Raw genomic sequence first — 12,569 nt, 5'->3', positions numbered from 1 at the left:
CAAGACCCGCTTCGGGCCCACCTCAACCATGGTGCAACCGCCCGGCGAGGGGTGCTAGGCGTCGATCGAGCCAAAGCAGCAACGGCTCGAGGCTGGCCGGCTCAACCCTCAAAGGCACAAGGCTCACGCCATCGCGGAAACGGGGCGGCAATCGTTGCCCATCCTTGACCGTGGTGACCAAGCGGGCGCGATTGGCGTGGGCCAAATCCAACAGGCGCTGCAGATCAGATTCAGCATAGACGTGGTGGTCTGGGAAGGATTCCGTGGCCACCACCTGCAGGCCACAGGCCCGCAGGGCCGCAAAGAATTTCTCCGGCAAACCGATGCCGCAGAAGGCCAGCAGACGGGAGCCCAAACAATGGTCCGGCGGCTCCAGGCAGAAGCGCACCGCAAACCACGGTTTCCCCGCAGGCCAACCGCCTGGTGGGCCAAGCTGCGACGCAGCCGGCGAAGCCACCGGGCCAGCAGACCCGGTGAGCACCAACACATCGGCCCGGCCCAACTGGCGGAGCGGCTCGCGCAGGGGCCCCGCCGGAAACACCCAACGGTTGCCAAGGCCGTGGCGGGCATCCAGCACCGAGACATCAAGATCCCGGGCCAGAGGCCAATGCTGCAGGCCATCGTCGAGCAGGATCAAATCGGCGCCGGCCGCCACGGCCAGCTTGGCGCTCTGGCGGCGGTTGGAGCCCACCCACACCACGTCTTCGCCCAGGCTCTGTCCGTATTCGAGGGCCTCATCACCCACCTCCTCGAAGCGACTGGCGGCGGTGACCAAACAGGCCTGGCGGCGCTGAGCTCCGTACCCCCGCAGCAACACCGCCACCCGCCAGCCACGCGCCCCCAGTCCCTGGGCGAGGGCGATCCCGAGCGGCGTCTTGCCCGTTCCCCCCAGGGTGAGATTGCCAATCGAGAGCACCGGCACACCGCACCGCCAGGGGCGGGTGCTGCGGCGGTGCAGCCCGACGGCGGTGGCGTAAAGCCAACCCAGCGGCAACAGCAGCCAGGCCTGCCAACCGCGGCGGCTTTGATACCAGAAACGGGGAGTGGTCAGCGGCATCGATCCCGCACCAACGACGCCACCAGCTGGGACGGCCCCCGCAGGTGCGGCCGAACAGACAGCGGCGACGGGTCGGCATCGGCCTGAGCCGGCGCCGACGCAAGCAGCGCCAGGGCCGCCACCAAGGTTGTTGCCACGTCGGGGTACTGCTGCAGAGATCCAGCCTCGATCAACGGCTCGATCAGATCGGAAAAATTGGCCATATCAGGGCCACACAACACCGGGCGCCCCAGGGCAACGGGTTCCAAGGGATTCTGGCCGCCGTGAGGTTGGCCCATCGGATGGAAACTGCCGCCCATCACCACCACCGTCGCCGCGCTAATCCAAACGCCCATCTCCCCGATCACATCCGCCACCACCACATCCGGGTAGGGCGGGGTCGCTGCTGCCAACAGCTCACTCCACAGGGCCACCGTGAACCCCTGGGCGGCAGCCTGCTCTCGCACCCCGGGGGCCCGCTGGGGATGGCGCGGCGCCAGCAGCAGCGCCACGGGGCGGGCCGCAGCGTCGCAACCAGCCCAGGCCTCCAGCCACTGCTGCTCCTCGCCGGGGTGACAGCTGGCCAGCAGCAACACCGGGCGGCCGGCAAAGGCCTGGCGCAATCGGCTCAGATGGACCGCGTTAACCGGCAGCGGTTCGGCATCAAGCTTGGTGGATCCCAGGGCACGGGCATCGCGGACGCCCAGGCGCCGAAACCGCTCCGCATCAGCCTGCGATTGCGCCAGGCACACCTCGACAGCCGCCAACAACCACGCGGCGTACCAGGGATGGCGGCGGTGGCGCTGATAGGAGCGCTCGCTCATGCGGGCGTTGATCAACAGGAGATGGGGCATCGCCAGCATGAGCTCAGGCCAGAGCTCCGCCTCCGCCAGCACGCCAAGCCGGGGTCGCCAATAGCTGCGAAACAACAGCATTGCCAGCCAGTGGTCGATGGGCACGTATTGGTGGATCACCCCGACGGGCAACACCCGGGCCGCCAGGGCTGCCGAGGTGCGCGTCACCGTGGTCACCAACAGCACCGGCAGGGGGCCCAGCTGCCGCAAGACCGGCAGCAGGCTGTTGAGCTCGCCCACGCTGGCGCAGTGAAACCACACCAAGGGGCCCGGAGGCCGCCGCCGCGTCGGCCAGCCCAGGCGCTCAACCAGCCGCCGAGGATCCTCCTTGCCCTGCACCAGCCGCATCAGCAACAGGGCCAGCCAGACGGGGGTGAGCGCCAGGGCCAGCAGTCGATAACCGCCAAGCAGCAACCAGCCGCGACCATTCATGGCGATCCCTCGCCAACCAGCGCAGCGGTCGCGTGCAACCGGTCTGCCAACAGGGCCTGCCCCTCCGCCAAGCCCGCTCGCGGATGCAGCGGCTCGCCCAACTGCAGCACCACCCGCGCGAAGGGCAGGGGCAACACCGAGCGATCCCAGGAGCGCAGCCGATGGGCGCGGGAACAGAACACCGACACCGGCACGATCGCGCAGCCCGATTGCTGGGCCAAGTGGATCACCCCACTCTTCACCAACTCCGCTGGCCCCTTGGGCCCGTCCGGTGTGATGCAAACCGACTGGCGCTGCTCGAGCAACCGCCGCAACAGCCGATAGGCCTTGAGGCCGCCGCGGGTCGAGGAGCCGGACACCACCGTGAGGCCCCGCAGCCGCACCGCCACCGCCACGATCTGGGCATCCCGATGGGTGCTCAGCAGCACTGCCATAGACCGGCCGCCATAGCTGCGCAACAGCGGCACAAAAAAGGCATGGCGATGCCAGAGGGCATAAATCACGGCGATGCCCTGCTCCTTAACCAGCCGATCCACCTCGGGATGGGCCTGGATCCGGATCCGCGAGGTGAGGCGAAACACCTCCGCGTAGGCATTGAGAAGAAACCCCGCGACCGTGGCCAGGAGCCGATTGTTGAGCAGGGTTCGTTTCTTCGCCAAACCGGTGACCCCAGCGTCTTCGCAGTACCGCGCTCCGCAGAGCCGTTCCATCAAAAACCCCCGAAGGCCGCCACAAGACGAGCCAACGGGGGCATCCCTGGACAAACCAACCCGGACTCAGGCGGAACCGACGCCGACGTAGGAGCCGTAGAAGAACAGACCCACCACAAAGATCACAGCCATGCCGCCGGCGGTAGCCACGAGCCAGAGGGGCAACACCCCTTCGGTCCAGCGGGAGCGCCAGGCCACAGCCGGGCGACCGTCGGGAAGGCGATCCGGAATCCGGCCGTCAGGCAGGTTGGATTTCTTGCCGCTCATCGGGGGCTCTCCTGGTGACGTGAAGAGAATTTAGTTGAAGAAGTAGCTCGAGAACAGAATGCCGATCGTGAACACGAACAGCAGCCCGAGAAACAAACTGGTGCGGTTGAGTTCAACCGGCAGGTTGTTGGGATTGGGGGAGCGTTGCATGGCTGATGGGGAGTGACCGGCTCAGCGGCGAACGAATTGCATGGCCGCCAGGGCGCCCAGGAAGAACACCGTGGGGATGCCGAGAGCATGAACCGACAACCACCGGACCGTAAAGATCGGGTAATTGCGCGGCGTGGTGGAGACGGGTGTCTGGGTCATGGCTTATTGCAGGCGCAGATCAAGCTGGCTCTTGCCCTCGTAGCGCTGGCTCACGACGGGAGCCTTGCTTTCTTGGGCCTGGAAGTAGGCATCGGGGCGGGGCGTACCAAAGGCGTCGTAAGCCAGGCCCGTGGACACGAACAGGAAGCCGGCCAAGAAAATGGCAGGCAGGGTGACCGCATGGATCACCCAGTAACGAATGCTCGTGATGATTTCGAAGAACGGGCGTTCTCCTGTTGAGCCGGCAGCCATAGCGACAAGCGTTCAGCCAAGAGATCCTAGGGGTCGGGCCTGGGCGGATGGGAGGCGTAAGGGCGCTTGGTTACAGAAGTTGGCGACCGCGCAGGCGACCAGCCATCGGTCTCAGCCCACCCAGCGCAGCAGGGAGCCCCGCTCGCCCAGCACGAAGCCCTTGCCATCGGGACTGAAGCTGATGCGGGTGAAGTTGGAGGGCTGCTGGGCGCCCACCGGGTCCTTCTGCCAGCTCTTGCCACCGTCGCCGGACATCAGCAGGGTGCCGCTGCCGCCACCGGTCCAGATCGAGCCATCAGGTGCCCAGGCCATGTCGAGGTAGCCGTAGCCGTTGGTGATCGGGATCACGGCCTTGCCCCAGTCCTCCACATTGCTGGCGTCGGGGTTGAAACGGATCTGGGCGCCGCGGGCCAGCATCCAGAGCGAGCCATCGGGCTGGAAGCCCATCGACTGCAGCCGCTGGCTGCTCATGCGCTGGTGGGGTTGCCAGGTGCCCTGGCCAGGATCCCAGGTGGAGAAGAAGTTGCCCAGGCTGCTGACGCTCACGTAGCGGCCATCGTTGAAGCGGCGCAGCTCCCGCACGGCACCGGCGGCATCCTCAACTTCGGCCTGCCAATTGGTGCCGCCATCACGGGTTTCATAAACGGCGCCGACATTGGTGGCCAGCTCCGCCTGGTTGGTGCCCAGGGCCGTGATCAGGTAAGGCTCACCGGGCAGCTTGGTGTCGAGAAACAGGCGGCTCCAGTTCTGACCACCGTCGGTGGTGTGGAGCAGCAGCCCGGGCTGACCGGCGATCCAACCCTCGTCGCCGCGGAAGTCGATGCTGATCAGACGGAAGTTTTCCTCCTCCGGCAGATCCAGGGCCCGCTCCTCCCATCTGGCACCTCCGTCGTTGGTTTCCAGAATCAGGCGGTTGCTACCCACCAGGAAGCCATGGCGGTCGTCGGTGAAGGCCACATCAAGGGGATTGGCCTTGGTGGCCAAGGGCACCGGCTGCCAAGGGCTGGACGCGGCCACGGGCAGTCCCGTGGTGACACAACCAGACAGACCGAAACCAAGGCCCACCACCAGCACCAGGCTGAGCAGGGAACGCAGCAGGGCCTGGAGCGGACGGGGCAAGGGTGAGCCAGTCATCAGCGCAGGGAGTAGAGGGAGAGGAAGAAGGCGATGGCCAAAGCAAAGCCCCCGAAGATCAACACATTCTTCTGGCCGGGGGTGAGCCGGTTGACGCCCAGGCCGAAATTGAGATTCTCATCGAAGCCACTGGGCTTGTTGCGTGGGCCGATGTCCTTGAAGGCCCCAACCCGACTGCGGCACACCGGGCAGCGAAACGCGATCGGATCTAGCTCCACAAAGGGCGTGCCTGGCTCAATCGCGAGCTTGCGCACTCCCTCAGCCGGGTCGTAAACGAAGCCGCAGCTGCGGCACTCGAAACGGTGGGTGGCTGGATCAACGTCTAGCTCGGTTGCCGAATCAACCTTGGCCACCAGATCCGGCTCCGGTGCGCCACCGGTTTCGCTCTGGGCCTCGGGCGTGGCCTCTGGTGTGGGCTCGGGCGTGAGCTCAGGTGTGGACGTGGAGCTCATCCCTGGGCCTCAGGTGGTGGAGGAAGTTTATCGACGGGGCTGCGGGCGCGGATGCCAGACTGCACCAAGCTTGGCCTGGCTCGCGTGTTTGTGCTCTCCGGCTACGACGCCTTTCTGGGCTTCCTGCTGATCTCAGCAGCGGTGCCCGTGTTGGCGTTGGTGGCCAACAAGCTGCTCTCGCCGAAGAGCCGCATGGGCGAGCGGGAGCTCACCTATGAGTCCGGCATGGAGCCGATCGGCGGTGCCTGGATTCAGTTCAACATCCGCTACTACATGTTTGCCCTGGTCTTCGTCATCTTCGACGTCGAGACCGTGTTCCTCTATCCATGGGCCGTGGCGTTCCACCGACTCGGCCTGCTGGCCTTCATCGAAGCCCTCGTTTTCATTGCCATCCTGGTGGTGGCTCTGGCCTATGCCTGGCGCAAGGGCGCCCTCGAGTGGAGCTGATCCCATGACCAACACCCCCTCCTCCGACAGCCTCTCCATCAACGCGCTCAAGGATCTGCGCGCGGCCAGCTGCAATCCGGTGGGTGCTCCCACGGTCACCTCGGATCTGTCCGAGAACGTGATCCTCACCACCCTCGATGACATTCACAACTGGGCCCGACTGAGCAGCCTCTGGCCGCTGCTGTACGGCACCGCCTGCTGCTTCATCGAATTCGCAGCGCTGATCGGCTCCCGCTTCGACTTCGACCGCTTCGGCCTCGTGCCGCGCTCCAGCCCACGCCAGGCCGACCTGCTGATCGTGGCCGGCACCGTGACGATGAAGATGGGGCCAGCCCTGGTGCGTCTCTACGAGCAGATGCCAGAGCCCAAGTACGTGATCGCCATGGGGGCCTGCACAATCACCGGCGGCATGTTTTCCGCCGACTCCACCACAGCTGTGCGCGGCGTGGACAAGCTGATCCCGGTGGACCTCTACCTGCCCGGCTGCCCGCCGCGGCCCGAGGCGATCTTCGATGCCGTGATCAAGCTGCGCAAGAAGGTGGGCAATGAGGCCCTGGTCGAGCGTGGCAACGTGCAGCAGACACACCGTTACTGCACCGTCTCCCACCAGATGAAGGCCGTGGCACCCATCGTCAACGGTCAGTATCTGGCGGCCGAAACCCAGAAGCAGGCCCTGGCAGCTGCCAGCGCCCTGCCCATGCCCGCCCCGGCAACCGCCATCCCTGCCCAAGCCAACGCCTGAGCGCGCCCGCCATGCCTGCAGACACCCCCACCCCACAGACCGACGCCAGCGACAGCGGAGCCCTTGACAGCCCTACTCCGGGCCCCGTGGGCCAGTGGCTGGCCAGCCAGGGTTTTGAGCAGCTGGCCCTGGGCAGCGACCACCTGGGCGTCGAGATGATCGGGGTGGAGGCCGTGTTTCTGCCCGTGATCGCCACCGCCCTGAAAACCCAGGGCTTCGACTACTTGCAATGCCAGGGCGGGTACGACGAAGGGCCGGGCGGCCGGTTGGTGTGCTTCTACCACCTGGTGAAGCTGGCAGCCCTGGTCGATCACTCCAGCGCCGGCGTGGTAACTGCCGATCAAAGCCCTGAAGAGGTGCGGCTCAAGGTGTTCCTGGAGCGCAACGGCGAGCTCACCATTCCCACCCTCTACGGCCTGTTCCGTGGAGCCGACTGGCAGGAACGGGAAACCTTCGACATGTATGGCATCCAGTTCGCCGGCCACCCCCACCCCAAGCGCTTGCTGATGCCCGAAGACTGGCAGGGTTTCCCCCTACGCAAGGACTACGTGCAGCCCGACTTTTACGAAATGCAGGACGCTTACTGAGCAGCTTGTTCAGGCGCCGCGCTGGTGCTTGCGGAAGAAGCGCATGACCGCTAGGGCCACGCTGCGAGGGTCGTGGCGCAGGGTGGCTGTGGGCCTGGCCCCCTGAAGTGGAGCTAGGGTGACGTCGTAACCCTGGCGGCGCAGCAGGCGCGCGTCGCAGATCACGGGCTCAGCCCCCTGATGGCGGTAGTGGGCCACGAGGGCGGAATCACCCAGATCCTCCTGGGCCAACACCGCCGTGAACAGGCGCTCATCCACGCCGAGGCTGGCGAGCTGGGCCTCGATGGCCCGCAAATGCCCCTCCACGTCAAGCCGATCGGTTTCACCGGGTTGGGTCATCAGGTTGCAGATGTAGAGGCGAGGGGCCTTGCTGCGGCGGATGGCCTCCACCAATTCGGGCACCAACAAGTTGGGCAGCAGCGAGGTGTACAGGCTGCCGGGGCCCAGCACGATCAGATCGGCGTTGGCAATGGCCTCCAGGGCCCTGGGCAGGGCTGGGGGCCGCTCCGGGATGCAACCCAGCCGCACGATCGGGCTGGCGGCATGGCCAATCTTCGACTCACCTTCAATCCGCTCACCGTTTTCGAGTTCCGCCCAGAGACGCACGTCGGCATTGGTGGCGGGCACCACCTGCCCCTGCACGGCCAGCACCCGGCTGCTGGCCGTAATCGCCGATTCCAGGTTGCCGGTGATGGCCGTCAAGGCCGAGAGAAACAGGTTGCCGAAGCTGTGCCCCTCGAGGCCGCTGCCGGCCTTGAAGCGGTATTGGAACAAACGCGTGAGCAGGGGCTCCTCCCGGGCCAGGGCGGCCAGGCAGTTGCGGATGTCGCCGGGCGGCTGCACCCCGAGCTCCCGGCGCAGCACCCCACTGCTGCCGCCGTCATCCGCCACCGTGACGATGGCGGTGAGGTTGCTGCTGTAGCGCTTCAGGCCGCTGAGCAGGGTGGAGAGGCCGGTGCCACCCCCAACCGCAACGATGCTGGGCCCCCGGTTGAGGCGCCGCTGGGCCAGCAGGGCATCCACCAGCAAGGTGTCCTTTTCCGGGGCCAGGGCCTGCTGGATCGAGCCAAAACTGCGGCTCTGGCCGAGCCAGATCAAGAGGGCTCCAACCAGCAGCACCAGGGGGCCGGTGATCTTGCGGGGCAGCACCCCGGTGACCTGGGCCAGCAGCCACTGGATGCTGGAGAGCATCCAGTAGATCGGCTGCAGATCGGCCCACACCGCTGCCCCCAGCAGGGCCACCAGCAAGCCCAGGCCGGAGGTGAGCACCCAGCGCTTCACCACCAAACCGGGCTGCAGCCAGCGGGCCGCCCGCCTGGAGCGGCTCATCAGATCCTTCTGGCGCAGATCGCCACGTCCCAGCCAGCCCGGCTTCGGCAGCGGTCGGCGGGAGCGCCGCAATCGGGAAGCCGGAGCGGGGGGGCGCAAAGGGCGGGGGAGGACGCTGCCGCAACTGGCTGAACTTTACGGAGGCTGTTCGCGGGCGGAAAGGGTCAGGATGGGATCCAGCTTTGCCGCGCCGCCCCTGGCTTCCTCAGCACCGCTCCAGGCCCCGCCGCTGGCTGTGATGGACAACCTCAGCGTGCGCTGGGGCAGCCGGCGGGTGCTGGACGGGGTGAACCTGCAGATCGCGCCGGGGGAACGCCTGGTGGTGGTGGGTCCGTCTGGAGCCGGCAAATCCACGATCCTGCGGCTGCTGGCCGGGCTGCAGTTGCCCAGCAGCGGCCAGCTCAGCCTCTACGGCGTTCCCCAGACCTACCTGCGCCTTGATCAGCGCAACCCTCCCGATGTGCGCCTGGTGTTTCAGAACCCTGCTCTGCTGGGTTCGCTGACCGTGCGCGAAAACGTCGGCTTCCTGCTGTATCGCTTCGGCCGCCTCAGCGAACGGGAGATCCGCGACCGGGTGGGCGCCGCCCTCGATGCCGTCGGGCTGCATGGCACCGAAGAGCAACTTCCCGGGGAGCTGAGCGGCGGCATGCAGAAGCGGGTCAGCTTTGCCAGGGCCCTGATCAACGATCCGGGCAAAGCCGGCGATCAGATGCCGCTGCTGTTGTTCGATGAACCCACCGCCGGCCTCGATCCGGTGGCCTGCACCCGGATTGAAGATCTGATCGTGCGCACCACCGATGTGGCGCAGGCCACGTCGGTGGTGGTCAGCCACGTGCACAGCACCATCGAACGCTCAGCCGAGCGGGTGGTGCTGCTCTACGACGGGCAGTTTCGCTGGAGTGGCACGGTTGAGGACTACCGCCATTGCAGCGATCCTTACGTGGTGCAGTTCAGGAGCGGTAGCCTGCGCGGACCGATGCAGCCGGCAGAGTCTTAGGTCCATGCGCCGCAGTATTCGTGAGGCGATCGTTGGCTTCTCCCTGCTGGCGGCCATTGCCAGTGCCATGGGACTGTCCTTCTGGCTACGCGGCATCTCCCTGGGCCGTCAGAACTGGACCGTGAAGGCCAACTTCGATGAAGCCGCGGGCTTGGCCGAGCGCTCACCGGTCGTCTATCGAGGAGTGCTGGTTGGCAGCGTGCGGAAGGTGCGGGTCACCCCGCAGGCCGTGGTCGCCGAGCTGGAAATCAACCATCCCGACCTCAAGCTGGCTCGGCCGGCCTTCGCCCAGATCGGCGAGGCGTCCCTCCTGGGCGGGGACGCGCAGGTGTCCCTGGTCAGCAGCGGCAAACCGATGCCTCCGAGCGCTCCGAATCCGCGCTCCAAGGCCTGCAATCCCAGCCTGGCTCTGTGCGATGGCGATTCCATCCCAGGCGTGCAAGGGGCGAGCCTCACCAGCGTGACCACCCTGATGCACAAGATGCTGTTGCAAGCCGACCAAATGCAGCTGCTGAGCAAAGTGTCGGCGACCACCAGCAGCTTCGATCACACCGCCAAGGAAGCCTCCGCCTTCATGAAGGACGGCCAGGCGCTGGCCCGGGAGCTGGAAACCACGGTGAAAGCAGCCCAACCAACCATCACCAACCTAAACAGCAGCACCGCCCACCTGCGCCACCTGATCGCCGCCCTCGACAACCCGAAAACCCTGCACGAGCTCCAGGCCACCGTTAGCAATGCCGAGCAGCTCACCGCCAAGTGGAACGCCGTGGGCGGTGATGTGACCAAGCTGACGGACGACCCTCGCTTCATGGACGGCATCCGCAGCGTGGCCGTGGGGCTGGGCAAATTCTTCGAAGAGCTCTACCCCGCCGCTAAACCCCGCTGATCGCCTCCATGGCGATGGCGGCGATGGCCTGATCACTGGCCTTGGGCAGTTGCACATACTTGCCACCGGCGGCCTCGGCCAGGTCCTTACCCATGCCGCTGCCGATGAACTTGCGCTCGGTGTCAATCACCAGCAGCTTGATGCCCAGGGCCCGGTACTTGCTGGCCACCTGCTTCACCTCCTCCTTGAGGTCCACCGGCTCCTCGCCCTCCAGCTGGGGTTGACCCAGGGAGCGGCTGAGGGGCACGTTGCCGCGGCCATCGGTGATCGCCACCACCACCACCTGGCCCAGATCACCGGTGGCCAGAGCGTTGGCCCCCACGCGGGCGGCCTGGGAAAGGCCGTGGGCCAGCGGTGAACCACCGCCGCAGGGCATGGATTCCAGCCGCCGGCGGGCGGCGGTGATCGAACGGGTGGGGGGCAGCAGCACCTCAGCCTGCTCACCGCGGAAGGGGATCAAGGCCACCTCATCACGGTTTTCATAGGCCTCGGTGAGCAACCGGATCACGGCCCCCTTGGCGCTCTGCATCCGATTGAGGGCCATCGAGCCGCTGGCATCCACCAGGAAGATCACCAGGGCCCCCGCCTTGCGCTGCAGCTGCTTGGCCCGCAGGTCGCCGTCTTGGACGATCACGGTGCGGTGCGGTTCACGCTCACGGCGGGATTTCTGATAAGGCGCCGCAGCCCGAAGCGTGGCATCCACGGCAATGCGCTTCACAGGGCCCCTCGGCAGCATCGGCTTCACATAGCGACCGCGCGAATCGCTGAACACCACGGCACGACTGCCGCTGCCGCCGGTTTTGGCCTTGGCCGAGGAAAACAGAAGCAGGTCGGGATCGATGGCGATGGCCTCCGGATCCAGCAAAAACTCCTCCGGCACCTGGGGCGGCGCCTGGTCTTCGGGGGTGTCGTCTTCTTGTTCGTCCTCTTGTTCGTCCTCTTGTTCGTCCTCGGTGTCGTCCTGGTCCGGTTCGTCCGGATCCTGCTCGTTCTCGGGCGGCTCCGGCTCCTCCGGCGGCTGCTCGCCCTGGGGTGGGGGCGGCGGCGGCGGCTCCATCGGCTGATCGGGATCAGGAGGCGGCAGCTGCAGCGCCCGCGGCGCGATCACCAGCCGCACCGCCACCTGGAGGTCGTCGGCCTCAACCCGATCGCGGCCGCTGAGGGCCGCATGGGCCCGGGCCACCCGCACCGCATAGAGCTCACTGCGGTGTCCCTCCACGCCGCCCCGCAGGGCCTCATTCACCAGGTAGGCAATCTGCTCGCGGGAGATCTGCACATCGGGCAGCCATTGACGCGCCAGCAGCAGCTGGGTGGCCAGGGCATCGGTGTCGTCCTGCCACTTCTGGCGGAAGGCCCCACTCGATTCAGCCTGGGCCATGGCGCTGCGGGTGATCTCCACCCGCTGATCCAGCTCCAGCACCTGGTTGGCCGACAACACGATGGCGAAACGATCGAGCAGGTGATCACGCACGGCCCCCTCCTCGGGGTTGTAGGTGGCGATCAGGAGACAGCGGCAAGGGTGCGACAGGCTCAGGCCCTCTCGCTCGATCCGGTTTTCACCGGAGCCCACCGCCGCCAGGAGCAGGTTGGTGATGTTGTCGTCGAGCAGGTTGAGCTCGTCGACGTAGAGCACACCCCGGTGGGCTTCCGCCAGCAGGCCCGGCTGGAACACCGCCTGGCCGCTGGCCAGCGAGGCGGTGACATCCACGGAGCCCACCAGCCGGTCTTCAGTGATGCCCAGGGGCACCTGCACGAACGGCGCCGCAATCACCTTGGTGGGCAGCAGGGCGTTGGCATCGGCGCCGGTGGGGTCGGCGCCCAGCTCGGTGAGGCGTGCACAAGTGGCGGCATCCCAGTCGTCGGGGCGCTGGGGGTCGATGTTGAGGGCCGTACCGCCCACATCGAGCACATCGATCGGCGGCAGCAAGGCATGCAGACCCCTGGCCAGCACCGACTTGCCGGTGCCGCGCCCTCCGGCGATCACCACGCCGCCCAAGCCTGGATCGACAGCAGCCAGCAGCAGGGCCAACTTGAGGGTGCCGTGGCCGGTGATCGCCGCCAGGGGGAAGGCACGGGCCGCGGCATCACTGGTGGTGGGCGATCCGCTGGCAACCGATCCGCTTGCAACCATGGAG

The 12,569-nt window shown here is 66.7% G+C and carries 16 protein-coding genes; 5 read left to right on the top strand and 11 right to left on the bottom strand.

Annotation, left to right across the window (positions count from 1 at the left end; genetic code table 11):
- Nucleotides 1–22 precede the first annotated feature (22 nt).
- The 9 genes from lpxK to KBY57_RS07000 all read right to left on the bottom strand — a co-directional run bounded on the left by lpxK (nt 23) and on the right by KBY57_RS07000 (nt 5,446).
- Nucleotides 23–1,057 (bottom strand): tetraacyldisaccharide 4'-kinase, encoded by a 1,035-nt coding sequence (lpxK, locus tag KBY57_RS07040; protein WP_254995172.1) that lies wholly within the window; start codon nt 1,055–1,057, stop codon nt 23–25.
- Nucleotides 1,048–2,322 (bottom strand): 3-deoxy-D-manno-octulosonic acid transferase, encoded by a 1,275-nt coding sequence (locus tag KBY57_RS07035; RefSeq protein WP_254995171.1) that lies wholly within the window; start codon nt 2,320–2,322, stop codon nt 1,048–1,050. The genes lpxK and KBY57_RS07035 overlap by 10 nt, the downstream gene beginning before the upstream one ends.
- Nucleotides 2,319–2,981 carry a lysophospholipid acyltransferase family protein gene (locus KBY57_RS07030; protein ID WP_254995170.1) on the bottom strand — a complete coding sequence of 221 codons (663 nt, stop codon included), beginning with the start codon at nt 2,979–2,981 and terminating at the stop codon, nt 2,319–2,321. Before KBY57_RS07030 ends, KBY57_RS07035 begins: the two co-directional genes overlap by 4 nt.
- 117 nt (nt 2,982–3,098) lie before the next feature.
- Entirely contained in the window at nt 3,099–3,299 is a 201-nt protein-coding gene (locus tag KBY57_RS07025) for a photosystem II reaction center protein J (RefSeq protein WP_094559112.1), read from the bottom strand.
- Between the two features lie 30 nt (nt 3,300–3,329).
- Nucleotides 3,330–3,449 carry a photosystem II reaction center protein L gene (locus tag KBY57_RS07020; protein WP_094559111.1) on the bottom strand — a complete coding sequence of 40 codons (120 nt, stop codon included), beginning with the start codon at nt 3,447–3,449 and terminating at the stop codon, nt 3,330–3,332.
- 21 nt (nt 3,450–3,470) lie between these two features.
- Nucleotides 3,471–3,608, bottom strand: coding sequence for a cytochrome b559 subunit beta (gene psbF, locus KBY57_RS07015; protein ID WP_254995169.1), 138 nt, complete (start codon nt 3,606–3,608; stop codon nt 3,471–3,473).
- Nucleotides 3,609–3,611: 3 nt separating this feature from the next.
- Complete coding sequence (gene psbE / locus KBY57_RS07010) at nt 3,612–3,860, bottom strand: cytochrome b559 subunit alpha (protein ID WP_190388659.1); 249 nt, start codon at nt 3,858–3,860, stop codon at nt 3,612–3,614.
- Between the two features lie 111 nt (nt 3,861–3,971).
- Entirely contained in the window at nt 3,972–4,994 is a 1,023-nt protein-coding gene (locus KBY57_RS07005; protein WP_254995168.1) for a photosynthesis system II assembly factor Ycf48, read from the bottom strand.
- Nucleotides 4,994–5,446, bottom strand: a complete 453-nt coding sequence (locus tag KBY57_RS07000; RefSeq protein WP_254995167.1) for a rubredoxin — start codon at nt 5,444–5,446, stop codon at nt 4,994–4,996. The genes KBY57_RS07005 and KBY57_RS07000 overlap by 1 nt, the downstream gene beginning before the upstream one ends.
- An 84-nt stretch (nt 5,447–5,530) precedes the next feature.
- On the opposite strand from KBY57_RS07000, the gene ndhC reads away from it, so the two are divergent.
- From ndhC to KBY57_RS06985, 3 genes are read left to right on the top strand one after another with little or no spacing between them, the layout of a single operon-like run.
- Entirely contained in the window at nt 5,531–5,893 is a 363-nt protein-coding gene (gene ndhC / locus KBY57_RS06995) for a photosynthetic/respiratory NAD(P)H-quinone oxidoreductase subunit C (RefSeq protein ID WP_254995240.1), read from the top strand.
- A gap of 4 nt (nt 5,894–5,897) precedes the next feature.
- Complete coding sequence (locus tag KBY57_RS06990) at nt 5,898–6,635, top strand: NADH dehydrogenase subunit K (RefSeq protein ID WP_254995166.1); 738 nt, start codon at nt 5,898–5,900, stop codon at nt 6,633–6,635.
- Between the two features lie 11 nt (nt 6,636–6,646).
- Nucleotides 6,647–7,222, top strand: coding sequence for an NAD(P)H-quinone oxidoreductase subunit J (locus KBY57_RS06985; protein ID WP_254995165.1), 576 nt, complete (start codon nt 6,647–6,649; stop codon nt 7,220–7,222).
- Between the two features lie 9 nt (nt 7,223–7,231).
- Here the strand turns inward: KBY57_RS06985 and yvcK are convergent, their stop codons facing one another.
- Entirely contained in the window at nt 7,232–8,551 is a 1,320-nt protein-coding gene (gene yvcK, locus KBY57_RS06980; RefSeq protein WP_254995164.1) for a uridine diphosphate-N-acetylglucosamine-binding protein YvcK, read from the bottom strand.
- Between the two features lie 238 nt (nt 8,552–8,789).
- Between yvcK and KBY57_RS06975 the strand changes: the two genes are divergently transcribed.
- Both KBY57_RS06975 and KBY57_RS06970 read left to right on the top strand, forming a co-directional pair.
- Nucleotides 8,790–9,548 carry an ABC transporter ATP-binding protein gene (locus KBY57_RS06975; RefSeq protein WP_409996422.1) on the top strand — a complete coding sequence of 253 codons (759 nt, stop codon included), beginning with the start codon at nt 8,790–8,792 and terminating at the stop codon, nt 9,546–9,548.
- Between the two features lie 4 nt (nt 9,549–9,552).
- Complete coding sequence (locus KBY57_RS06970) at nt 9,553–10,434, top strand: MlaD family protein (protein WP_254995162.1); 882 nt, start codon at nt 9,553–9,555, stop codon at nt 10,432–10,434.
- Here the strand turns inward: KBY57_RS06970 and bchD are convergent.
- Nucleotides 10,421–12,565, bottom strand: a complete 2,145-nt coding sequence (gene bchD / locus KBY57_RS06965) for a magnesium chelatase ATPase subunit D (RefSeq protein ID WP_254995161.1) — start codon at nt 12,563–12,565, stop codon at nt 10,421–10,423. The genes KBY57_RS06970 and bchD overlap by 14 nt on opposite strands.
- Nucleotides 12,566–12,569: the final 4 nt, after the last annotated feature.

Source organism: Cyanobium sp. Aljojuca 7D2 (assembly GCF_024346415.1).
Taxonomy (GTDB): domain Bacteria; phylum Cyanobacteriota; class Cyanobacteriia; order PCC-6307; family Cyanobiaceae; genus Cyanobium_A.
The sequence above is the reverse complement of the archived record's forward strand: the minus strand, read 5'-3'. Positions and strand labels throughout refer to the sequence as shown.

Coding starts and splice junctions, on each gene's coding strand:
- KBY57_RS06970 (WP_254995162.1), top strand. CDS start 9,553: ATGCGCCGCAGTATTCGTGAGGCGATCGTTGGCTTCTCCCTGCTGGCG.
- KBY57_RS07025 (WP_094559112.1), bottom strand. CDS start 3,299: ATGAGCGGCAAGAAATCCAACCTGCCTGACGGCCGGATTCCGGATCGC.
- psbF (WP_254995169.1), bottom strand. CDS start 3,608: ATGACCCAGACACCCGTCTCCACCACGCCGCGCAATTACCCGATCTTT.
- KBY57_RS07035 (WP_254995171.1), bottom strand. CDS start 2,322: ATGAATGGTCGCGGCTGGTTGCTGCTTGGCGGTTATCGACTGCTGGCC.
- KBY57_RS07005 (WP_254995168.1), bottom strand. CDS start 4,994: ATGACTGGCTCACCCTTGCCCCGTCCGCTCCAGGCCCTGCTGCGTTCC.
- KBY57_RS06975 (WP_409996422.1), top strand. CDS start 8,790: ATGGACAACCTCAGCGTGCGCTGGGGCAGCCGGCGGGTGCTGGACGGG.
- KBY57_RS06985 (WP_254995165.1), top strand. CDS start 6,647: ATGCCTGCAGACACCCCCACCCCACAGACCGACGCCAGCGACAGCGGA.
- KBY57_RS07020 (WP_094559111.1), bottom strand. CDS start 3,449: ATGCAACGCTCCCCCAATCCCAACAACCTGCCGGTTGAACTCAACCGC.
- bchD (WP_254995161.1), bottom strand. CDS start 12,565: ATGGTTGCAAGCGGATCGGTTGCCAGCGGATCGCCCACCACCAGTGAT.
- psbE (WP_190388659.1), bottom strand. CDS start 3,860: ATGGCTGCCGGCTCAACAGGAGAACGCCCGTTCTTCGAAATCATCACG.
- KBY57_RS06990 (WP_254995166.1), top strand. CDS start 5,898: ATGACCAACACCCCCTCCTCCGACAGCCTCTCCATCAACGCGCTCAAG.
- KBY57_RS07000 (WP_254995167.1), bottom strand. CDS start 5,446: ATGAGCTCCACGTCCACACCTGAGCTCACGCCCGAGCCCACACCAGAG.
- lpxK (WP_254995172.1), bottom strand. CDS start 1,057: ATGCCGCTGACCACTCCCCGTTTCTGGTATCAAAGCCGCCGCGGTTGG.
- yvcK (WP_254995164.1), bottom strand. CDS start 8,551: ATGAGCCGCTCCAGGCGGGCGGCCCGCTGGCTGCAGCCCGGTTTGGTG.